Origin of the sequence: Streptomyces sp. NPDC050315, from assembly GCF_040655775.1 — a bacterium.
Lineage (GTDB): Bacteria > Actinomycetota > Actinomycetes > Streptomycetales > Streptomycetaceae > Streptomyces.
The window spans coordinates 28864-49953 of record NZ_JBFAKN010000015.1 but is presented as its reverse complement, the minus strand read 5'-3'; the positions used below and the strand labels follow the sequence as shown (position 1 = coordinate 49953).

General features: G+C 68.5%; 25 protein-coding genes and 1 pseudogene. 18 read left to right on the top strand and 8 right to left on the bottom strand.

The annotated features are described in order from the left end of the window. Nucleotides 1-126 precede the first annotated feature (126 nt). From AB0I82_RS35285 to AB0I82_RS35250, 8 genes are all read left to right on the top strand, one after another. The gene (locus tag AB0I82_RS35285) at nt 127-1296 is read left to right on the top strand and encodes a helix-turn-helix transcriptional regulator (RefSeq protein ID WP_363261578.1); all 1170 of its coding nucleotides are present in this window, start codon (nt 127-129) and stop codon (nt 1294-1296) included. Next, entirely contained in the window at nt 1293-1877 is a 585-nt protein-coding gene (locus AB0I82_RS35280; protein ID WP_363261577.1) for an isochorismatase family cysteine hydrolase, read from the top strand. The genes AB0I82_RS35285 and AB0I82_RS35280 overlap by 4 nt, the downstream gene beginning before the upstream one ends. After that, nucleotides 1874-2803 carry an FAD-dependent oxidoreductase gene (locus AB0I82_RS35275; protein ID WP_363261576.1) on the top strand — a complete coding sequence of 310 codons (930 nt, stop codon included), beginning with the start codon at nt 1874-1876 and terminating at the stop codon, nt 2801-2803. Before AB0I82_RS35280 ends, AB0I82_RS35275 begins: the two co-directional genes overlap by 4 nt. A 105-nt stretch (nt 2804-2908) precedes the next feature. After that, a complete protein-coding gene (locus AB0I82_RS35270) occupies nt 2909-3184 on the top strand; it encodes a helix-turn-helix transcriptional regulator (RefSeq protein WP_363261575.1) in 276 nt (91 codons plus the stop codon). 592 nt (nt 3185-3776) lie between these two features. After that, complete coding sequence (locus tag AB0I82_RS35265; protein WP_363261574.1) at nt 3777-5177, top strand: helix-turn-helix domain-containing protein; 1401 nt, start codon at nt 3777-3779, stop codon at nt 5175-5177. Nucleotides 5178-5186: 9 nt separating this feature from the next. After that, nucleotides 5187-6071: a DciA family protein gene (locus AB0I82_RS35260; RefSeq protein WP_363261573.1), complete on the top strand. Its 885-nt coding sequence runs from the start codon at nt 5187-5189 to the stop codon at nt 6069-6071. A gap of 27 nt (nt 6072-6098) precedes the next feature. Next, complete coding sequence (locus AB0I82_RS35255; protein WP_363261572.1) at nt 6099-6803, top strand: DUF721 domain-containing protein; 705 nt, start codon at nt 6099-6101, stop codon at nt 6801-6803. 166 nt (nt 6804-6969) lie between these two features. Beyond that, a complete protein-coding gene (locus AB0I82_RS35250; protein ID WP_363261571.1) occupies nt 6970-7995 on the top strand; it encodes a hypothetical protein in 1026 nt (341 codons plus the stop codon). A gap of 26 nt (nt 7996-8021) precedes the next feature. Here AB0I82_RS35250 and AB0I82_RS35245 read toward each other — a convergent pair whose 3' ends face one another. Together AB0I82_RS35245 and AB0I82_RS35240 are read right to left on the bottom strand one after the other, a co-directional pair. Beyond that, nucleotides 8022-8246 (bottom strand): hypothetical protein, encoded by a 225-nt coding sequence (locus AB0I82_RS35245; protein WP_363261570.1) that lies wholly within the window; start codon nt 8244-8246, stop codon nt 8022-8024. A 204-nt stretch (nt 8247-8450) separates the two neighbouring features. Next, entirely contained in the window at nt 8451-9095 is a 645-nt protein-coding gene (locus tag AB0I82_RS35240) for a hypothetical protein (RefSeq protein WP_363261569.1), read from the bottom strand. A 327-nt stretch (nt 9096-9422) separates the two neighbouring features. On the opposite strand from AB0I82_RS35240, the gene AB0I82_RS35235 reads away from it, so the two are divergent. Next, the gene (locus AB0I82_RS35235; protein WP_363261568.1) at nt 9423-10070 is read left to right on the top strand and encodes a hypothetical protein; all 648 of its coding nucleotides are present in this window, start codon (nt 9423-9425) and stop codon (nt 10068-10070) included. Nucleotides 10071-10204: 134 nt separating this feature from the next. On the opposite strand, the gene AB0I82_RS35230 is transcribed toward AB0I82_RS35235, so the two are convergent. Continuing rightward, on the bottom strand, nt 10205-10450 hold the full coding sequence (locus AB0I82_RS35230) for a hypothetical protein (protein WP_363261567.1): 246 nt from the start codon (nt 10448-10450) through the stop codon (nt 10205-10207). A 46-nt stretch (nt 10451-10496) separates the two neighbouring features. Next, nucleotides 10497-10790: a hypothetical protein gene (locus tag AB0I82_RS35225; RefSeq protein ID WP_363261566.1), complete on the bottom strand. Its 294-nt coding sequence runs from the start codon at nt 10788-10790 to the stop codon at nt 10497-10499. Between the two features lie 255 nt (nt 10791-11045). On the opposite strand from AB0I82_RS35225, the gene AB0I82_RS35220 reads away from it, so the two are divergent. The 6 genes from AB0I82_RS35220 to AB0I82_RS35195 all read left to right on the top strand — a co-directional run bounded on the left by AB0I82_RS35220 (nt 11046) and on the right by AB0I82_RS35195 (nt 15990). Then, the gene (locus AB0I82_RS35220; protein WP_363261565.1) at nt 11046-12944 is read left to right on the top strand and encodes an Hsp70 family protein; all 1899 of its coding nucleotides are present in this window, start codon (nt 11046-11048) and stop codon (nt 12942-12944) included. Nucleotides 12945-12958: 14 nt separating this feature from the next. Continuing rightward, nucleotides 12959-13693 carry a hypothetical protein gene (locus AB0I82_RS35215; protein ID WP_363261564.1) on the top strand — a complete coding sequence of 245 codons (735 nt, stop codon included), beginning with the start codon at nt 12959-12961 and terminating at the stop codon, nt 13691-13693. 188 nt (nt 13694-13881) lie between these two features. Further along, nucleotides 13882-14562 carry a hypothetical protein gene (locus AB0I82_RS35210; RefSeq protein WP_363261563.1) on the top strand — a complete coding sequence of 227 codons (681 nt, stop codon included), beginning with the start codon at nt 13882-13884 and terminating at the stop codon, nt 14560-14562. 200 nt (nt 14563-14762) lie between these two features. Beyond that, nucleotides 14763-15242: a hypothetical protein gene (locus tag AB0I82_RS35205; RefSeq protein WP_363261562.1), complete on the top strand. Its 480-nt coding sequence runs from the start codon at nt 14763-14765 to the stop codon at nt 15240-15242. Nucleotides 15243-15355: 113 nt separating this feature from the next. Beyond that, nucleotides 15356-15613, top strand: coding sequence for a hypothetical protein (locus tag AB0I82_RS35200; RefSeq protein WP_363261561.1), 258 nt, complete (start codon nt 15356-15358; stop codon nt 15611-15613). Then, nucleotides 15610-15990, top strand: coding sequence for a hypothetical protein (locus AB0I82_RS35195; protein ID WP_363261560.1), 381 nt, complete (start codon nt 15610-15612; stop codon nt 15988-15990). Before AB0I82_RS35200 ends, AB0I82_RS35195 begins: the two co-directional genes overlap by 4 nt. Nucleotides 15991-16075: 85 nt before the next feature. Here the strand turns inward: AB0I82_RS35195 and AB0I82_RS35190 are convergent, their stop codons facing one another. Beyond that, entirely contained in the window at nt 16076-16945 is an 870-nt protein-coding gene (locus AB0I82_RS35190) for a methyltransferase domain-containing protein (RefSeq protein ID WP_363261559.1), read from the bottom strand. After that, nucleotides 16938-17072 (bottom strand): hypothetical protein, encoded by a 135-nt coding sequence (locus AB0I82_RS35185; protein WP_363261558.1) that lies wholly within the window; start codon nt 17070-17072, stop codon nt 16938-16940. The genes AB0I82_RS35190 and AB0I82_RS35185 overlap by 8 nt, the downstream gene beginning before the upstream one ends. A 496-nt stretch (nt 17073-17568) precedes the next feature. On the opposite strand from AB0I82_RS35185, the gene AB0I82_RS35180 reads away from it, so the two are divergent. Together AB0I82_RS35180 and AB0I82_RS35175 are read left to right on the top strand one after the other, a co-directional pair. Further along, nucleotides 17569-17820 carry a hypothetical protein gene (locus tag AB0I82_RS35180; RefSeq protein WP_363261557.1) on the top strand — a complete coding sequence of 84 codons (252 nt, stop codon included), beginning with the start codon at nt 17569-17571 and terminating at the stop codon, nt 17818-17820. A 3-nt stretch (nt 17821-17823) separates the two neighbouring features. Then, nucleotides 17824-18201 carry a toxin Doc gene (locus tag AB0I82_RS35175; protein WP_363261556.1) on the top strand — a complete coding sequence of 126 codons (378 nt, stop codon included), beginning with the start codon at nt 17824-17826 and terminating at the stop codon, nt 18199-18201. A gap of 55 nt (nt 18202-18256) precedes the next feature. Here AB0I82_RS35175 and AB0I82_RS35170 read toward each other — a convergent pair whose 3' ends face one another. Further along, the gene (locus AB0I82_RS35170; RefSeq protein WP_363261555.1) at nt 18257-18703 is read right to left on the bottom strand and encodes a DUF3662 domain-containing protein; all 447 of its coding nucleotides are present in this window, start codon (nt 18701-18703) and stop codon (nt 18257-18259) included. A 260-nt stretch (nt 18704-18963) separates the two neighbouring features. Beyond that, nucleotides 18964-19251 (bottom strand): annotated as a pseudogene (locus tag AB0I82_RS35165) (tylosin resistance protein TlrC); the annotation flags it as partial. A gap of 215 nt (nt 19252-19466) precedes the next feature. Between AB0I82_RS35165 and AB0I82_RS35160 the strand changes: the two are divergent. Continuing rightward, nucleotides 19467-20636: a methyltransferase domain-containing protein gene (locus AB0I82_RS35160; protein WP_363261554.1), complete on the top strand. Its 1170-nt coding sequence runs from the start codon at nt 19467-19469 to the stop codon at nt 20634-20636. The last annotated feature ends 454 nt before the right edge of the window (nt 20637-21090 follow it).

Here is a 21090-nt window from a genome sequence, read left to right as displayed (position 1 = left end):
GGATCAACGCTCTCTAGCTTCGGGAGATCGAGCTTCGAGCGAGATGCCCCGGCGTGGCAGTGGTGTGGAAACAGCGTGGCAATAGGGCCCTTGTCGCCTGGTAGTTGACCATCAAGGGGGTGTGTAGTGATCGCTGTGGAGCAGTGGACAGGTGAAGAGGCGCTGCTGTTGCGATCGGTAATGCGTGCTTCTGTACGCGAGTTCGCCGGCCGCCTCGGTATCAGCCCTAGGACGGTCTCGAACTGGCAGAGGAACAAGACCAGTGTGTGCCGCCCCGGCATGGCACAAATCTTGGACACCGCGCTCGGCCAGTGCACGCCAGGGGAACAGGAGGCGTTCCGCCTGCGCCTGGCCGCTCTGCGCGGTGAACCGGTCCCGTCGGCTACGAACGCAACGGCCCGTCCGGCCCCGTTCACTGCCGTCTCGCACAAATTCCTGCCGGTCTACCTCGGCGAGCACAGCGCCCGGCTGTATGCCGTTGGCGCGCCGACTCCGCCCGGGCCCGGCGGCCTAGAGCAGCGTGTGCTCTCGGTCAGCCATCCCTCCGCCCAATCATCAACGGTTCACGTGTATGCATGCGGTGTCGCCGTGGTGCATCTCGAAGAACACCAGCGCTTTGCCTCACTGACGGAGCTGGCGGTCTGGCGCTACCGCACGTACGCCAAGGAGTCGGTCTGGGCCGGCGAACGCATGAAGGGCCTTCTTCAGCAGCACGCTGGTGACCACAGCCTTGCCGAGTCATCCCTCGTTCCGCAGTACGTGTTGTCGGCGTACGAGCTCCGCGACAACTCATGGTCCGGCGTCAGCTTGGACACCGCTCTCCAACTGCTGACTACGCCGTCGGTCCTCGTCAACCGACAGGATCCGGCGAACGTTGTGCCGCTCGGCCCTGGTGTGGAAGATGCGAAATTCCGCGATGGCTGGTCACACCCGGAGGCCGTCTCGTTTGGTGGCGGTGTCTCTCGTGGCGTGGCTGGCTGGTCCGGCGTGGCCTACCACCCTCAGGCAGACGAACGTGCTCTGACCATGAGCCAAGTCGTCGCGCTGGAGCTCGATGCTCAGGCACTGTGGGCCCTCTCGTCGCACATCCTGCACACGATCGAGGGCGGGCAGGACCCCGTGATGCCGGCGTCGCTCGGCTGGCGTTTCCTGCGCAGCGCCTATTTCCGGCTGACCACTGCCCGGCCAACTGAGACCGCCCAGCACCGCGTCATGCGCGAGGCGATCCTGGCCACCAGCGAGCTTCCTGACCGGCTGCGCGCCGCACAGGAGGCCCTGCGAGACAGCAACCCGTGACGGCTCTTTGGAAGGCGGATCGTGTGGACCCCCGAACGACAGCGCTGCTGGTCATCGACGTTCAGCAAGGCTTTGTCAACCGGCACAGCCGCGGCGTTCTCCCCGCGGTCGTGCGGCTGGTTGAGGGCTGGCGTGCGGCTGGAGCGCCTGTGGTGATGACCCGCTTTCACAACGAGCCGGGCTCTCCGTACGAGAAGATCACGGGCTGGACCAAGCTGCGTACCCCGGAAGAGCAGGCGCTCGTTCCCGCCCTTACCCCGTATCTCGACGACGCGGCCGGGGTCATCGATAAGGCACAGGCATCGGCCTTCACAACGGAGGGCGAGCGCCTCATTCGTGAGGCCGGCTGGAGCGACCTGGTGTTGTGCGGCATCGACACGGACGCGTGCGTCTACGACTCCGCCATGGCCGCGTACCAGAAGGGCTACCGCCCGTGGATCGTGACCGATGCTTGCGCCTCGACTGGCGGCCCTGAATACCACGACGCTGCTCTACTCCTTGCGGCACGGAACCTCGGCACCAATCAGCTGGTGACCAGTGAAGTCCTCCTGTCCCACATCACGCAGGGAGCGCGCGCATGAGTGCAACGCCGCATGAAGCCGACGTCCTGGTCGTCGGGGCCGGCCCCGCTGGGACAGCGGCTGCGGTGATGGCAGACAGCCTCAACCTGCGAACCGTAGTCGTCGAGGCGGACTCGGTGGGAAGCAAGTTGCGCACCATCGGCGCGCTGAACAACGTCTCCGGGAACTGGTCGTCCGGCCCGCAGCTCGCCGAGGCGCTCGCCTCGGACCTGGTACGCCTCCAGCGCGACGGCCGGTGCTCCGTGGTTCGGGCTCGCGCGGTGGGAGTCCGCGGCTATGACGACCGAGCGGAGCTCGTCCTCGAAGACGAACGAGTCCTTACCGCGCGCACGATCGTCGTCGCCACTGGCGTAGCCGCGCTGACGCCCTCCCGCGCTAGCTGGGTCAGCGCTCCGCCTCAGCTCTCTGCGCCTCCACTGTGGCGTACTGCCCCGGCTGATCTCTCCGGTCGGACGTACGTACTGGGCGGCGACAGGCCACTTGGCACATGGCTGCGCGCCCATTCGAAGGCGTCGGCGACGCTGCATGTCCTCTACCCGTCGGCGGATGACTACAAGGTCGCCGAGGTATCAGGGGATGACCGTGTCCGTCTGGTGCCCGTCTCCCACGTGGCTGTGAGGCAGCCAGCCTACGGAGACGGCTGGACCCTGGACGTGACGGGCCGGAACGGTGATCACACGTCCTACTTGGCGACTTCGGTGGTGGGCAATCTCGGAAACACGCCCGCCGCCTTGGAGGGGCTCTCGCAGGGCGAGGACGGTTACTGCCCTCCTGAGAAGCAGCATCCCCGGATCCGAATCGCCGGGGACTTGCGGTCAGGGAGATATCAGCGGATCGCGACCGCTCAGGGCTCGGGTGCTGAAGCCGTGCTCGCCGGCTATTACGCCACCGCGCTGCAACAGCCCGCAGGCGAGGCGACGAGGTGAACCGCGCACTGGTCCCAGCTGAAGCGAAACGCCGCCAGCGGTCGTTCATCTACCCATCAATCATGTATCTTTCGGGGCACGTTAATTCATGATCGGGAGTTTCTAGTGTCTGAGCTGATCGAGGCGGTGCACGCGCTGCTCAGCCGTCCAGGTGATCTCCCTCCGCCTCCCGTACGCAAGGCACTTCGTCGAGCTGATGGGCTGACTCAGGAACAGGTAGCCACGGCTCTTGGAGTGAAGCGCCTCGCGGTCGCGAGGTGGGAGGCCGGCCAGGTTGAGCCCCGAGCACCTCACCGGCAGGCGTACGCCGAGTTGTTGCGAGGCCTAGCCGCCCGCTACCCGCAGATCGCTGAGCACGCCCATCACATGGAAACCAGGTAGAGACGCCATGACGCCCCGCATGCCGCCATAAACGCGCGAGGCGGTCCCGTTCTGGCAGACGGGACCGCCTCTTAGCGATCGACTCGACAGCGTCCAAGCAACCCGAGTCGTGAGCAGCACGGTGACCGCGCCGGGTGTACCCGGTGGCCTGGCAGGGCCTCCGTGGTCACCACTACCAGAATAAGTGCTACTGACCGCGTTGCCCAGCAGGGCCCCGTGGCCAGCTGGTCACAGCGCTGCTCTCGGCTCCCCTACCCAGGGGAGACCCACTGATGTACCCGGCATCCACCCGCGTCCCGTATCGGGCGCGGAGGCCGCTAGCGATCTTCCTGCTGCCTGCTGTCACATTCGCGGCGGCGGAACCCCTTGTTCAGGGTATGCACCGCATGCCCCAGGAGCCTTCCACCAGCTCTCCGCCCGGACGTGTCCGCTTCGGCACATACACCTGCCCTGTGCCGACGACGTCCGTATCCGACATCGCTCCGACGCTGGCCGCCCTTGCTCTCGCGCGAGGTGACCAGTGAGGGCCGCGGCGGCGCCAGCCGCCGTACTGCTTCCCACTCCGCGCTCGCCCGAAGGCGCTGCCGCTGAGGTGGAAGTGCTGCCCGAGCTGTGGGTGCCGCCAGCGCAGCAGTGGTTGTCGTCGTCGCCGGGTCGGATCGCTCCGGAGGGCTACTCCTGGATGCAGGCGGTCCACTGGGTCGCCGGATCCGGGCTGTACCAACCGCGCCGCCACCGCTCCAGCGGGCTGCGCTCGTTCAGTACGACGACGGTGCGCGTCGCGCAGCTGCTCACGGACCTGACGCCCTGCTTTCCCGGCATCGACTACCTGATGCGCCGTACGGGCCTGAGCGAGCGGACGGTGGAGTACCACCTTGCAGCACTGCGGGAGACCGGGCTGCTCGCGTACATCACCCGGGGCACCCGAGTGCGCGGTGAGCGGGCGCAGGCCTCGGAGTTCGCGCGGATGATCCCGGTCGAGTTCGACCAGGCGCTGGGGATCCGTACGGTCGGCGAGGGCGTGCAACGGCGGGTGACCGGGATCGCGGAGTCGGGCCGGGAGCTGATGGCTCGGCTGGGCAAGAAGGCCCGCAAGAAGGTCCGTACGCGGCGTTCGAAGACCTCCCGGAAGACGGTTTCCGGAGCATCGACGGGGCCCATTTTGGGCAGGGCGCGTTGCACCCCAATGGGGGGCGGTGCTGAGGGGTCTTCTGCTGCGGGTGTTACTCCCTGCCCCCCTGAGAGCAAGCTCGCAAGCGGGGCCAGCAAGTCATCCACCCCAGAGTCGTCCCCGAAGACCGCCGGCGGTCGCCGGAAGCTGAACAAGGTCGCTCGTCGCTTCCAGCTGGCCCGGGAGCTGACCGAGGAACTGGACTGGCTGCGCGGCTGCGCGGTCCCCCGGATCGCCTGGGTGACCCGGCACGTCGCCGACGCCGGCTGGACCGTCACCGACGTGCGGGGCTGGCTGCATCTGCGGGGCGAGGCGGCCCGTGTCCGCCGGGGCTCCGGCCTGCTCGCCGTCCTGCTGGACGGAGCCGAGAACACCCTCAACACCCCGGCCAAGCGCACCGAAGCGGTCGAGAAGTGGCGCAGCGCCCAGGAAGCCGCCCGGCGAGAGCGCATCCAGCAGGTCCGCGCACGCGCCGAGCGGTTCGAAGGCGACTGGCAGGCCCCGGCCAGCCGCGCCGTCCAGCGCGAGGTCGAGGCCGCATTCGCCCAGGTCCGCGAGGTGGCCACCGGTCGCTGCCAGGACCAGCCCCTCAGCACGGATCACCAGGGCGACGATGCCGCGCTCACTGACCAGCAGGTCAAGAACATGCGCATCCGGGCGCGGGACGAGCTCTTGCAGGGCGTGACGGACCTGATCGACCTGGCAGTTGACTCCATGGGCCGCGAGGCAGCCGCTCACCTCTACGGCGTGGACCTGGTCCGCCGCGCCGAGCAGCTCGCCTGCGGCGCCCGCAGCTCGCTGATGACCTACGGAAACCAGTAGGAGGCCAAAATGACCAAGACCACCAGTCCCCTTGAGCAGACAGCCGTCGAGGACCGGGAGCTGACCGGTGTCGACCTCGCCCGGGTCGCGTTGCACCAAGCCCGCGAGGCCGCCAAGAAGCGCGGTGCCAGTGAGGCCCGGACGCCCCGCGGCCGCCGCCCGGACGCCGTCGTACGGCACGACCGCCGCGAGCCGACTGGGTTCGCCGCCGTGCTCCAGGGCCTGATGACCGAGCGGGCCTGGACACTCCCGGCCGCTGGCGGAAGTGTGCTGGATCGCTGGCCGGACATCGCCACGGCCCTCAGCCCCCAGCTCGTCCACCACGTCACGGCCGTCGCCTTCCACTCCGAGACCGGCCAGCTGGACCTGCGCCCCGACTCACCCGCCTACGCCACCCAGCTCCGGCTGATCAGCACCCGCATCGCCGCCACGGCGAACCAGGTGACCGGCACCCAAGCGGTCCGTGCCATCCGGGTCCTGGCTACCGGCGCGACCGTCACCGCGCCCCGCACGCGGGAAGCTGTCCCGGCAGCTTCGGCCATCGCCGCCCCCGAAGCGCCAGCGGAGTCCCGACAGGTCACTTCCGAAGGCTTCCGCCAAGCACTCGCCGCGTGCCTGGAGGCCCGACCAGAACGTCACGTCGATCCGGCCATCGCGGCCGCAGTAGAGCGGCAGAACCGTGCCTTGCGTCAACAGCGCGAGCGCGCGTTCGCCGACGACCAATCCGCCCTGCCGGCAGGGCCGGCCCCGGACGCCTCCCTCCAGACCGAGCACCGCCGGTCGGCTGCCGCCTCGCACACGAAAGCGCTGCGCCGGGCCCGCGCTGAGCGTGTTCAACAAAGCGGATCGACGGCGACGATACAGCGCACCCGCCAAGCTGCGGTCAGCGATTAGAAGACGGCAATAGCCGGAGGACCTGTGATGGACTCATCTGAGCTTGACGCCTGGTGGCGTGAAGTGGTCGGCGAAGACGTGGCTTACTGGGTGCGACCCACCCAGTTCGATGCCGACAGGCAGCTGCACGTGCGATGTCTGACGCCTGCCTGGTCCACTCAGCTGAAGCTGCTCGGTCAGGCGATGACGGCCCGCCTGAACGCCGCCTACCCTGAACTGGCCGTAGCGGGGATCATCACGGCGACCTCACCTCTTCGCATCCTGGTGCTCGGGCCGCCACAGTGGCCGCACCATGAGCTCCTGATCACATCTTTGGAGACGGCCTGGCACGACGTCGTCCAGCTGTACGGCCCGTTCTCCTCCCTCGTGTGCGTCCACGCGCTTCACGGCAGACTTGGAACCGAGGTCGCCTGCTGGACGCGGTTCTCCGGGCTCAGTGCCGAGGGCCACGCCCCCGACTGGGACACCTGCAGGCCCGATTGCCCTACGAACGATCCTGAACACCGTGGGCAGCGGGCAGACCGAACGACGTTCTGCCGGTCCGCTGGGGGGCGGCTCAACCAGCAGATGATCGATTTGGGCGCCGACATGGTCCTCGCCCTCATCCCACCCGACCCGGCGTCGGCCCGTCGCCTCGCTGCCGATCTGCAGTACGCACGCGCTGCACAGATTCCTCTCTGGGAAGTCCATACGCCCGATGACCACCGAGTTCGTGATCAGGCGGCGAGCTGACCGAGCAGGCAGGTACGCAACCGCCACACCACGATCGCGCCATGAGACATCGGCAGCCCCGGCCCAGCTGTGTGTCGGAGTCCCCGCGGGAGCCGCTGGACCGGTGCTCGTCAGCCGCTAGGCTGGCCAACTCTCCGCCCATCGAGGAGTACTTCGGGAGCACCGCATGCTGCTGAGCCCGTATACCACCAACCGGGCCATCATCTGCTGTGAGCAGTGTCCGGGCCAGCCGATCCTTCCCACCCACCGGGAGGACACCGACACCCGCCGCTGCATCCGCTGCCAGGGCGAACACCGCGTGCTGCCCCAGCCTCACCCCGAGGACCACCTGTGCAAGGTGTGCAGCCGGGAGTGCCCAACCTGCCAGGCGCCCACACCCAAGGGCGGCCGCTGCCGGGCCTGCCAGGGCCTGTGCCGCACCTGCTCCGCCCCCCTGCCGAAACGGCCCGACCCCGCCGAAAAGGTCACCCACGTCGCCCCGGAGGACCGCAAGGACCGGCACCGGAAGTGGAAGCGTACCTACTACGCACGGTCCTGGGACTGGGATCAGTGCGAGGACTGCCAGGAAGCGGAGACCGCCGCGAACCCTGTGCGTGCGGTGCTCGCGGCACTGCCGGACAAGCTCATCCGGGCCTGCGGCGGCAATATCTCCCCGGACGTCATCGAGATGGTCCAGTCCGAACTGCAGTGGCATACCGTCAGGTGGCTCGCTGCCCGAATCGAGCGACGCTGGTGGGGCGGCTGGGCCGGCCGCCCGCTGCAACGTAAAGCTGACGAGAAGCAGGAGGGGTACCGAGCCGACGACGTCGTCCTCTGGCTGCTGACACCCACCCAGTGTTCCGGGCGGTGCGAGGACGGATGGCGCCTCGCACCGCCGGAACGCCCCGACCAGGACGACCAGCCGTGCACCGTCTGCCGCGGGGGTCGCCTGCTGACCACCCCGCGCGAAGCTGCGGATGACTGGGAGGAGGAGAAGGCATCCTCCCCGGCGGTGGAGCGTACGGTGGCCGAAGCAGTGGCCTACCGGCCGCCGACCGCCGAATGCACCGGCAAGGGCGGCACCTGCGGCGTCCCCGTCGCCGCCCCCTACACCCAGTGCCCCGCCTGCCTGGACTGGCCCTGGTGCGAATGCCGCCGCCGGCGCTACGACCCGGACCAGGCTATCGCCTGCCCCGCCTGTTCCACACGCTGAACCGCGCAGGCAGCACCGCACCAAGGTCATCGCCGGGGGCGGACGACGGCGGCGCTGGCCAGGAGCACGCTGGCGACCGTGCCGCCGGCACCGAGCGGTTCCGCCAGCCGCGGATGCTGATAGCACAGGTAGACCGCGGCCCCCACGACCAGCAGGAACAACGCGAGGAACATCCACAACAGGTACCGCTTGAGATCCCGGACGGCCTCGGACTCGGCGTCAGCGGGCGGGGAATCGGTGCTGGTAGACATCGTGGCTCGGTTCCTTCGGTCGGCAATGATGCGCATTCAGGGGCAAGCGAGCCGAGTGCCTGGCACGCGATGACCTGCTCTCGTAGCGCGCTGAGGGCGGCGTTGCCCGTACCGGTGCCGCCGGCAACACCGCTACGTCCGGCCGGATCTGCGGGCACCCGGAAAGGGGCCTTGTACGTGCTCGGGCCCGGAGAGCTGACGTCGTCAGGAGCTGTTCGCCTGGTCGGGGTCGGCTGCGCGCCGGGTGGCGGCCGCGGCCGCGGCACGGTCGGTGTACTGCGCGCCGCGTCGCTGGAGCTTGCGTCGTACGCGTTCCCCCAGCGCGACAGGGTCGGCGGCGCCGGTCAGGGCGGCGGCCTCTGTCCAGCCGGATGCCAGCCGGTGGGCGAGGGCCAGGGCAACGACCTGTTCCTCCGGCCTGAGCTGCGCCAGGACGGCGGCCACCCGCGGGTTCTCGGGCAGCACGCCGTGCACGAGGTCGTCCACAGCAGAACTGCCGACAGCCAGGTCGTACAGCGTCATCCCGTCGTCGCCGATCGGCATGTCGAGCAGGAGCACCCGCCCGTGCCGCGTTCTGCGCCGCCACAACGGCGTCAGCTGACGGTGAATTAACCGCGCCTCCTCCCTCACCGCAGCGACCGATCCGAAGGCGCAGAGCGAGCGACGGAGGGTGCCCCGCTCCCAAGTGCCAAGGAGAGCGGTGGAGATCGCCTCGCGCCAGCGCGGTCCGGTGGGCAGAGTCAGCACGCGCGAGGCGAACTGGTCGACCACCGTCTCGTCTCCACGCAGTACGGCGTCCCGGGCCACGAACGCTTTGTGTACTTCCGTGACCTGATGCTCTGTCCCCATCACATGTATCCGCTCGGGGGCCGCCCCGCGCCTTGGGACCGTGACGACGTACGTGAGTGGGCCGTCGGGAGCGGTGGAGAAGGAGGGGGCGGGCATGGCGGTGGAGTCCTTTCGACGTAGTGGTCAGCTTCCCTACTCTTCGGTCCCGGCGTTCAGCGGTATCGACAAAGAATCTTGGAAGTTGCTCTGTGATGCCCGTCACGCCGCGCCGGGTGGCCGTGCCGACGTTTTCGCGCCAAAAGCACTCGTATCTATAGGTGCTGCATACCGGCAGGTGCGACCGTATGGTCCACCAAGATGCTGCGAGCACGATCACGGGGGCCAGGCGTGGAGCACGACGACGAGCAGGACTGGATCGAAATAGAGGCCGGTATCCGCGCGCCGTGGCCCGAACTGGATGACTACCTGCACCTGCGCCCCGGGCACCTCATCGGTATCGGCGCTGTGCGCGGCAGTCGGGAGGCGGAAGCCGGCTACGACCTCGCCCTGCACACCGCAGCTCAAGGCCGACGCACCCTCCTGTGCGCACCTGACCTGTCGCCGCGCAGCCCCGTCCCCAACCTGGACATCCACCGCCAGGTCCCGCACCCCGAAGCTCTGGCGGCACTCCTGGACGCCGCGACCCCTCATCCGTTCGAGCTCGTGGTCGTTGACCACTTTGGAGTGATCCAGACAGCCGCCGATGAGGGCCCCATCCACCACCCGGAGCAGGCCGCAGACATCGTCCGCGACCTGAAACGGCTGGCCATGCGCCGACCCGCCCCCACCACGCTCGTGGTCATGGCACACCTGGCAGCCGGCACCGACAACGGCATGGACCCGTTGAAAATCTCGGCCCTGGGGCTCGCCGCCGAGCTGGAATACGACGCCGACACCCTCCTGCTGCTCAAGCGCACCGGCCCGCACAACGTCGACATCCTGGTCGCCAAGGACCGCTACTCACCCTCCCCTCGCAAGGGCAGCGTGTGCTGGTAGCGGGCTGCTGAAGGCGCCAGGAGTGTCGGTGCCCCGCGTTAGCCTGGCGCCCCATCAGGAGGGACCTATGGGCAAGCGTCAGCGTCGACGGAAAGGCCAGCAAGGCAAGGCCAAGCCGCCGTGAAAGCCCGTGGCTAAAGCAGCGGTGCCGGCTCGCTCGGCCCCTTCGGGTGGATCTCCATCCCGCCGTCGGCCTTGAGCAGGCAGTTACGTCCCGGGTCTGTACGGCGGGCGATATTCAGATCGCGTTCGTCGAATCGTCCGGTGAAGACCATGACGCCGTGGATGAGCTCGACCTTCTCGCTCGCAGTCGGCCACCGGTGGAGCAGGGCCGCCGACGTCATCGGGTCCTGTGGCGGCGGCAGATCGGTTCCGGGCATCGGCGTTACCTCTCTGTTCTGAACGGTGTGTCTGGCGCGGTGTGTACTACGGCTTGTCACCCTGACCATCAGGGATCTGCTTGATGATGTTTCTGACCGTGTTGCGAGAATGACCGCTCAACTCAGCGATGCGAACCTCGGTCAATCCCACCTTCTTGGCTAGTCCGATCAATTCGTCCCGCGAGCGCATGTGCTCCCGATAGGCGAGCAGTTTGCGTTCGACGTCTTCATCGTCACCGCATTTTTCCCTACGATCGGCGGGCTGCGGTACGGGGCTCAGCGTCACATTCGTTTCAGGCGGCTTTGATTCCGCCCTTTCCATTGGACTGGGCAGGTCCATCTCTTCCTCGTTCCTGATTCCTTGCGCTCTCCGCTCAGCGTGTGCAGAACTATACATGTTCAATTCTGCACACTTCATTCTGTAAATCCCACGATCTTTTCGTGCATCAATTAGTCCTCAGGAGGTAAGCAGATAGGGCATCAGCCCTGCTGGCTTGCCTGATTTGGCACCGCTGCGTCACTGTGCGACGCAGCGGTGCACCCGGTGCCGCGACTGAGCGCCACGCGTTAGCGCGAAACACCGTGGAGGTACTGCATGGTCTTGCCAAAGGTCGTCGTAGGGATCGATTTCGGCACACATGGTTCCGGAGTCGCGTGGGTGACGTACGGCGGAAGGAACGACGACCCCAGCGAGCGTCGAGTCAATTTCTTCAATTCGTGGGCAGGTCAGCCCGTAGCGTCAGTCAAAAATCTCACCGCGCTACTGATCGACCCGGACGGTGAGGTAGCAGCATGGGGGTACGACGCGCGTCGTCGCGCGCTGAGCAAAGCTCATGGGACTGAGGCCCCGCGCTACCACAGCGGCTTCAAAATGGGGCTTCTGGAACAAGCCGTTGCCGACCGCTTTCCCTCCGAGGAGAAGACAGACCAGGTGGGCGACGCTGCCCAGAACAACGAGCAAGACGACGATGACGACGACGAGGAGGATGAGGATGAGGAGCTGGACGATGACGATGAGGACCGCGCGGACGCAGGTCGCGTAGCCGAAGATGATGGCCTGGGTCGCGTCGACCTCTCGGGCTCACGCCGGGAGGGCGCCGAAGCGCTGATCGGCGCCTACCTTCGGCACCTGTACAAGACAGCCGTCTCGCAGATCCGGGCCAGCGGATACGACGAAGGCGACATCCGCTGGTGCCTGACGGTGCCGGCGATCTGGACCGACGAGCAGAAGCAGGCGATGCGCGACATCGCCGCAAAGGCAGGCCTCCCGGCTGAGGACGGCCGCCTCGTCCTCGCGCTGGAACCCGAAGCCGCCGCTCACTACGCGCGGGTCTCCGGCGTCAACGTCGCCGGAAACAAGAGTGAGGACGGCAGCGGGACCAGCCTGATGGAGCCCGGCTGCCGGTTCATCGTGGTGGACTGCGGCGGCGGCACCGTCGACCTCACGGCGTACGAGAACGACGCGGACGGTCGCATGGTGGAGATTGGTCTGCCGATCGGCGGGCCATACGGCTCGGAGGAGATCAACCGCGCCTTCCGCGACGAACATCTCCTGGATCGCTTCGGCAAGCTGGAGGTCCTGCAAGACCTCGCCGACCAGCACCCGGAGGCATTGCTGGATCTCACCGAAGCTTGGGAGCGCGCGAAGCTCCACTTCGGCCCAGACGAAACGGACCCCATCTACCTCACCTTGCCCACAGCGGTCGACCGGCGCATCGGGGCCACCATCCGCAAGCGCCTGGCACGCAAGCAGGACGGCGTCACCGACGCCATCGTGGTCACCGCGGACGAGGCCAGGAAGCTGTTCGACAACGTCGTGCCCGACATCCTCGACCTCATCGACGAGCAGTTCAAAGAGGTCGGTAACACCACCCGGCCAGACAGCCGAGAGCCCGTCGTCATGTTGGTCGGCGGCTTCGGAGCCTCACCTCTGCTGCAACACGCGGTGAAGAAGCACCTCAAGGGCCGCGCCCAGGTCCTCGTACCTCCCGACCCCGGGGCCGCTGTCCTGTACGGCGCCGCCCACTTCGCCTACGAGCCTCACACCCGCGCCCGCCGCAGCCGGCTGACCTACGGCGTGGAGTTCACCCCCGAGTTCGAGGAAGGCGTTGATGAGGAGAAGTACCGCTTCACCGACGGCAGTGGAAAGGTGCGCTGCGGCAGGCGCTTCTCCAAGCTGGTGACCCGCGGCGACCTCGTCGACGTGAGCGAGGAAGCTCGCGAGGACTACCTGCCGGTGGAAGGCGCAACGAGGAGGCTCACGGTCGCCCTCTGGTCCTCCACAGAACCCGACCCGCGCTATGTCACTGCCCCTGGATGTACACGCCTCGGCGAGATGAAGGTCAACCTGACGAAGGTCATGGCCTTTGCGCTCGAAGACCGCGGCATCACCGTGTACCTGCGGTTCGGAGAGACCGAGGTCAAGGCCCGCGCAGTGGTGCGCCAGAGCGGTGAAGAGGTCTCCACGTCCCTTCGTTTCCACAGCGACTACTGACCTGAAGGACATCGGTGAACACCTACGACAACAGCGCCTGGGCTGCCCGCACCTTTAGGCCCCCTGAGGCCCCCACGGTTCCCCACCCTCTCCGGACGCGGCGTCTGGATCTGGAGATGGATGAGGGCGCACGCCGTCTCACCGTCCTCGAGCGCGACTACATCAGCCTGCAACGAGCATATGAGGAACAATCCGCGCGTCTTGCCCAGCTGGAGAGGCGTCTGGACACCTTCATGGCTGCACAGACCCACGAGCGCGAGGACGTAGCCTCCAACGACCACAGCACGCACCACGTTCTCGCCGGCGAGTACGACGCCTTGGTGGAACAGAAAGTACAAGGGCTGGCTCGAGCTGCCGTGCCCACCTTCCACGGTTCGGTGCCCGGTGGCACCCCTACGGCGCTATGGCTCATGAGCCAGATCAGTGCCGTGCTCTTCGGCCCGGACGAGCCAGACACGGCAGGTGTCCTGAGAGCGCTGGGTAAAGGACGCCTCGACCGACTGGCGTCTCAAGCTGCCCGGCTCTGTGAAGCTGCCCTGAATCTGCGCCGACGCTCAGCCCAGACGAGGCTTCTCCACGAGTGGGACTTCGAGCTCTTCCCTGGGGAACCCCTTGACGAGCAGTGGCAGCAGGCATGGCCCTCGTGCGACCGGACGCTGCCGGGGCAATTCGTCATCGCGCCGGCTTACGTCGTGGCCGAGCAGGTCTACAGCCTGCAGCGGGTCTATACCGACCACTCCCTCAACTGAGCCCGCCCCCACTTCCCGCGCGTCCGTGCAAGAAGGGCTACCGGCATCCGGGCAGGCCGGCTGCGGCGGGCAGGCCGCCCGGCAAGACGCCGGCATCCGGCACTACTACCGCGACGTCGCACGAGCACCATGGCCCGAAGAGCGCGAGCCCGGGCGACGGTACGACACCTTCCGAGATCGGAGTCCTCATGACGACGACCGCCAACGAGATGGACAAGGCCCTGTACGACATTGACGAGACCGGCCTTGTGACCCTCCAGGCGACACCCGAGTGGTGGCGGAAAATGGAGCAGGCTACCGACTGGCCGGAGATCGCCGAGATCATCGCACAGGCCGGCGAAAGTGCGCGCTCCGAGGACGTCTGCGGAGTCATCGGACGCACCACCCACCGGCCCTGTCGCCACAACACACGGCGCCACGGCGCCTGCCCGAACCACTGCGAGACCCCGCTCCCCTTCCACTGCGCTATGCAGCGGAAGAAGGGCGGCTGGTGCCGATCGGACCTCCGTAACGGTCCTTGTAAGAACCACCCCGACTCCTATGAGGAGTACATGGCAGCAATCCGCGCCGACGAGGAGGAGGAACTGCAGCGGCAGGCGGCCCGGGAACAGGAGGCCCGGAAGGCGGCCCAGGAACGGCACGACGCAACCCTGAGGATGAGGTGCCCGTACTGCGACGCGCAGCCCGGCAGTCCCTGCGTGCGACAAAACGGCGAGCAGCAGATCAAACTGCACAGCGCCCGGGAGAACCTGTGGCTGCACACCGAGGCAGCCAGCGCAGCACCGTGCTCTTACTGCAAGGCGGCAGTCGGCGAGCTGTGCCGCACGTCCAGCGGGAACATCGCCGGCCAGGCACACGCTGACCGCTGACTTCGGATGCGCGAGTAAGACGACTGACCTCTCGCTCTCGCCACCGCTCGCTGTGCCGAAGCCCGTTGGCCGACCAGCGAGAGTCGGCGCGAGGCCGGAAATCTGCCCCGGCTGGGGTCATCATTTCGGGTAACTTCTCCCTATCCGAACGCGCCAATCCCAGAGGTCGTCCCGCGCCGGCCACGGGGGGGAGACCCACGATGAGCACGTCCGAATGGGCCATTGACCTGGCAGAGCTGAAGGCCGAGGCCGCCCGATGCAACCCGCTGCCCGATCCCCCGCGGAGCGCGCTGGAGATCACCGCGGCGGAGCTGGAGCCACTGCGCGCATTCCTCGCCGCCCGGCTGCGGGAGGCGGTCGCCGCTCAGCCGCCGGGCAGCCCCACCCGGCGGCTGCTGAACCGGCTGGCTCGCCTGACCGACCTGGACTGCCTGGACCTGGAGAACCACGTGAGCGCCTGGGAATGCGACCGCGAAGACGGCCTGGCGTGGCAGAGCGACGCGTTCATCGACCTGGGCACGGTCTGGAACTCGCTCATGGACACCGCCGCCATCTTCGCGGACCACCCCGACTACCTGCCGCGCTGGCGCCGTCTTCCCTACGCCGGCCCCGAGCACCCCCGCGCGCGGAGCCTGGACAAGCTTTTCACGGCAGACGGCGGCCACGAAGGCCGCCGATGAAGTGCGCACGTCCTGCCGGCACGGCGGTCTGGCCGGCGCCGACCGGTCTCGGCCGCGCCGGAGCCGATAGGGTGCGGGTACGTACCCGTACCCGCTAGCTGAGACGCGTGATCATGTCTGACGCCAACATCCGCATCCCCGAGGAAGCCAAGGACCGGCTGGCCGCCATCGCGGCCAGCGAGGGCCTGTCCCTGCGGGCCTATCTCGCGCGTCTCGCCGACTCCCTGCTCACCCCGCAGGAGCGGGCAGAACGTGCCGAGCGCGCCCGCATTGCACTGCAGAAGTGGAACGGCTACAGCCCGACCGCATCCGAAGAGCAAGACCTCGATGCGGAGCTTGATCGCCGTCTGATGCAGGCGGCCGGCCGGTGAGCGAGGCGATGCACATCGTCTTCGACGACACGGCGATGGCCGCCGCCGGCCAGGGCAACCTGCTCGCCTCCCAGCTGATCCACCGCGCGCACAGCGAACCGGGCTGGTTCTTGTACGCCCCGGCCTGCGCGCTGGTCGAGGCCGACCGTGCTCGGCCGGGCACGGCCGAGCACCTCGCCGCGCTGCCGGGCGTCACGGTGCTCGACCTCGATCTTCCCGCCGCCCTGGCGGTAGCCCGCCAGGAGACCTGGGCGGCTGCCCACACCGCGTACGCGGCGCAGCCCACGGTCGACCGGCCAGACGGGGCCATCGTCGCCACCACCGCTCCGTACCGGTGGCACGGTCAGCCGGTACGCGTACTGGACCTCTCCGTCTAGGGGCCCGTGCGGCTGGTGGGGAGTCTTCCGGCGAGGGCGAGGAGACGGCACCCGGCCACGGTGCGCGCGACACGGGAGGCGGCCTTCATGGGGGAGGTACGCCGATGTGCTGTCCGTCGTGATCGATGCGGACGTGGAAGTCGGCCAGGCGGGGCCAGCCCAGCTCCTTCCACGGCCGACGCTCGCGCTGGCTGCGCAGCAGCATGAAGTTGACCGCGGTGAGCAAGTGGCCGGTGGCGCCGCCGGCGCCGTCGGTGGTGAGGCTGAGGAGCGCGTCGGTGCCCAGCGGGGTGGTCAGGGGGGTGAGGATGCGGCCGCCGGCGCGGACCTGCTGGATCCAGGCAGTGGGGACGCGTTGGACGCAGGCGGTGGACAGGAGCCGGTCATAAGGCGCCCTGGCTGCGTGTCCTTCCGTGCCGTCCCCGGTCACCAGGTGCGGGTGGAGGCCGAGGGCCTTGAGGTGGTGGGCGGCGGTGGCGGCGAGGCCCGCGTCGACCTCGATGCTGGTGACGGCCTGGTCGCCGAGGCGGTGGCACAGCAGCGCGGTGTTGTAGCCGGTGCCGGTTCCGATCTCCAGGACCGTCTGACCGGGCTGCGGGTCCAGGTGGCGCAGCATCGTGACGACGACGCGGGCGCAGGAGATGGAGGAGGTGAAGGCGTCGCTGCTGGCAGGGGCGTCCGGGGCAACGGCTCCGTCGTCGATCTGGGTGATGAGCGGGGCGCCGGGGCGGTAGATGGCCTTGACCCACTGGCGGGGGCGGCGGGTGCGGTCCATCAGCGGGTACAGGTCGTCATCACCGCGCTGGGGCCACCAGACGCGGTCCGGGACGAAGTGCTCGCGGGGCACGGCGAGGAAGGACTCGCGCAGCCAGGTCTGGCCGTGGAAGTGCGCATCGAGTTCGTCGGCGCACTGACGGCGTTGTTCCTCAGCGAGAGCCGTGAGGGAGTCAGTCATCCTCGTCGTCGGCGGGTGCGCCGCCGCCCATGTCGCCCTGGCCGTTGCCGGTGTCGGGCTGCCCGGTGTCGGGGATGTCGCCGGACTCGTGCTGTTCGGTGTTCCGGTTGCCATTGGTCCTGTCCACCGCCGCCTCCTTGGGCCGGTCCGGCACTGCTTCCAGGATGGCGGCGCGGCCGAAAGCAGGAAAGGTAGCGGGCTGTCCGTGGCGCCAGCCGCATGGGCAGGCGCCACGGACAGCCTTCTTTACAGCTCGCGGCCGTCTGGACCGTGTCGTACGTCCGCGTACAGGCTGCATTGGCTGAACTAGCCGTTGAACAGGCGATAGCCGGGCGGCGAGACCCGGCAGAAAGTCGCACCGGACCATCCACGGTCCTGGCTCGTTGACCAGAGCAGATGGCGGCCGTCTACGGCGCCCAATGAAACGAGGCGAACACCAGGACCGTAGCCGTCGCTCCGAAGGGGCGATCACGGTGCCCAGCTGCCGACCCTCCGGGCATACGCCGGGCAGGATCTCGCCCTGGTCGGCCCTGAACGCGACTGGCCGCCACCTCCGGTACCAGGCTGCATCGCTTTGACCAGCGGTTCTTGTCGCATCGGTACCGGAGCCGTACCGTTGGAGCATGTCTGCTCTCAATGTGGATTTCTCCGACCAGGACCTTGAGGATCTGCGGGAGATCGCCGGAGAGACCGGCGTCAGCATGAAGGCGTTCGTGCGATCCGCCGCGGCCGACGCCATAGCCCTCCACCGGGCCCGCAAAGCCGCCGCTGAAGAATTCCGGCGCCGCTTCACAGACCCCGGGCTGGCCGAGGCCATCGCGGCCGCCGGCATCGACGACGGCCCCGCGGCGGGCCCGAAGGGCCGGGCCGCCTGACCCATGGCGCCCATCCTCCACATCGACGTCCGCTGGCTGCTCCAGCAATACGAAGCCGTCCTGCCCGAGCAGACCATGGTCTCCGACTTCTCCGCACTGGTGGCCGCCGTCGCCCGCCACCGCGTAGACCCACCCCGGCTCGGCATCGACTCCGACCCGGCCTGGCGCGCGGCCGCCCTGTTCCAAACCCTGCTCCTCCTCAAGCCGCTCCCGGCGTACAACGTGCGCTACGCCTGCGCGATCGCACTCGCCTACATGTACGCCTCGGGGGAGGGCATCGACCCGCCGTACGGCGACCTGATCACCCTCGCCCAGGACCTGCTCGCCGGGGAGCGCGACGTCTTCGCGACCGCCGACCGCATCAGGACCTGGCGAATCTAACGGAATCTGTGGGTGACCACGTTGCTCCGGCAAGCCTCTCGGTCCCTTGACCGGCTCAACCTCCCTTCCGCGGAGACATAGCCACCTGGGGGAGGGCCATGGTCGGGGCGTCGCTGTGCGTCGGCAGGTGACAGGGGACCAAGCGGCTGCGCACCCGGTAACGGGCGCGTCCACCGTCCGGATGTGCTGCCACGCCCACCGTGACGGGGCCGGCGAAGCTGTAAGACCGCTCGGCTGCGTACCGCCGGATCTCGGCGGCCAGCTCGGGGCCAAGCTTCTCCCGGTGACTGGCCAGTCGTTGGTGACTGTCCGCGGGCAGCTCGATTGAGAAGCAGTTGGGAATCACGGTGCGCCCTCGCGCCATGATCAAGGCGTTGTCGTCGCACTCCCGGTGCAGCCGGACCACCACGTCCATCGGTTTCGTCCCCGGCTTGCGCACCGAGGACCACACGGAACTCGTCCAGCGTTCCATAACCCGTTCGAATCGTCCGATCATGTTCATCCCTGGCACCTGTCCGCCCGCACCCCGTCCATGTTCACCCATACCGGTGAGCCGCCTGTCCAACTCGTGGTCGCGGCCTGGCATCCGGCGGGTACGACCGGCATGTGATGCGGTGGACCTCCCAGTGCGGGCCGCGGCCGCGCACCCGCCCGCGGGGCGGCTACCAGCCGGCGGTCGGCCGGCGCCGACTCTTCCGGGCGATGGGCACACAGGAAGCCGTAGTGGGCGTTGCCGATGTCAACACCCACTACGGCGTTTCCTCACCTCCTGCGGGCGGCGATGCCCCCGCGCAGTTCCAGGTGGGAGCCGGTGAACCGTGCCCGCATCCGGTGGTCGTGGGTGACCAGCACCACCGCGCCCGCGTAGCCGTCCAGTGCCATCTCCAGCCCCTGCACCAGAGAGGGGGAGAGATGGTTGATGGGCTGGTCCAGCAGCAGCACGTCCACCAGCTCGCTCACCAACCGGGCCAGCTCGATGCGGCGCTGCTGCCCGTACGACAGCGCGCCAACGCGCAGCCGCAGCGCGTTCGGACCGAACAAGCCGAGCGACCTCGGCATCCATCAGTGAGCAGCCCTCGCGACGACGGGCCGACGGTCTCGCGGCGGCTGTTGGCCTTCCGGTAGCGTGAATCACACGGACCGTGACAGCGCCGGAGGTGCTCAGTGGACCTGAAACACCGCTCTCCCATCGGAGATGACGGACAGCAGCCGGGGCGACCGGTCCCGCCGCCGGAGCCAACGCCGCCACCGAAGCCGGACCAGCAGTGACCCAACCCGCCGTCACCCGTGAAGCCGGTGTCGAGAGACTGCTCGCCGAGGTCGCCAACTGGCTCGGCCACCCCGTGCCCACTGAGTGGCAGCAAGCGTTGCACCGGGTGCCGCGGCACCAGTTCTTGCCGGAGCGGATCTGGCTTCGGGACGGTGCCGGCGGCTATGCACCGTGCGACCGCAGCAACGAGCCGGAGCGGTGGCGGTCGGCCGCCTACAGCGACGCACCGCTCGTCACCGCACTGATGGCGGAGGAGGACGGCTTTCAGCAGCCGCTGTCCTCCGCCTCCGCCCCTGGCACCGTCATCGGGATGCTGGAGGAAGCCCGCCTCGCCGACGGGCACCGGGTGCTGGAGATCGGCACCGGCACCGGCTTCCACGCCGGACTCCTCGCCGCCCGGCTCGGCGACGAGCACGTGACCACCCTCGAGGTCGATGCGGACCTCGCCGACGCTGCCCGCGCCAACCTCCAGGCCGCAGCGCTTGCCCCCGCCGTCATCACCGGCGACGGCGCCGCCGGATACGCGCCGGCCGCGCCGTACGACCGGATCATCTCCACCTGCTCGGTACGCACCGTCCCCGCAGTGTGGCTCGCGCAGACCCGACCGGGCGCCCGCATCATCACGCCATGGAGCAGCGCCTGGATCAGCTACGGCACGCTCACCCTCACCCGGCGCGCAGACGGCACCGCATCCGGTCGGTTCGCGCCGTACGGCGCGTACATGACCATGCGCGGCCAGCGCCCCGACGTGGAACTCGACCGTGACCTGCTGCGTGAGGGCCAAATCCCGGACCGCTCGACCAGTGTGCTCTCGCCGTGGGCTGTGGCGGGGGAGGACCTGGATGCCCAGTTCGCCATCGGGCTGCGGGTGCCCGATGTGTGGCACTCCTGGGACACCCAGACCGACCAGACGCACATCCGACTGTGGCTGGCTGACGACTCCGCCAGCTCCTGGGCTGCCGTCGACTACGACGGCCGTCAACTGGACACCTTCGCCGTCCAGCAACACGGCCCCCGCCGCCTGTGGAACGAGATCGAAGCAGCGCACCAGGAGTGGACACGCGTCGGCCGGCCGGCCATCGCCCAGCACCACGTCACCATCGGCCCGTATGGACGCACCGAACTGAATGTGGATTCGGCGTCACTTCCCGCCGCGTCGACGTGACCCAATCGTCCGGCACCGCGGGCCGCCGGCCATAGCCCGTCCGACGCCGACGGCCGGTCGTACCGCACCAGCTGGGGAGCTGAGCAGGCTCACGTGGCTGCGGCCCCACCCGGCTGCGACCTCGGAGTCGTCTACAGCAGGGCAGGGCCGGCGAGACGGGCTCGCCGCTGCGCATCGGTGACAGGCGGCCAGTGCCCCGCACCCCCAGCCCAGTGCACCTCCGCCTGACCCGCACGGTCAGCCAGGCGTTCGCGTGACAAGAGCGTGCTGCCGCCGTGTGGACCGCGCGGGGCCTTAAGGAGCGACCGTGCAAGTGGGGCGCGGAGAAGGTCCGCCTCGGCCAACCGGCGGCAGGAGACCCTTCGACGACATTGCCGAAGCAGCGAGACCTAGCCGGCCTGCCCACCGCACCGCCGCTGCTGCAGGGCCTGCGGCGCCTGGTCAGTCCCCCCAC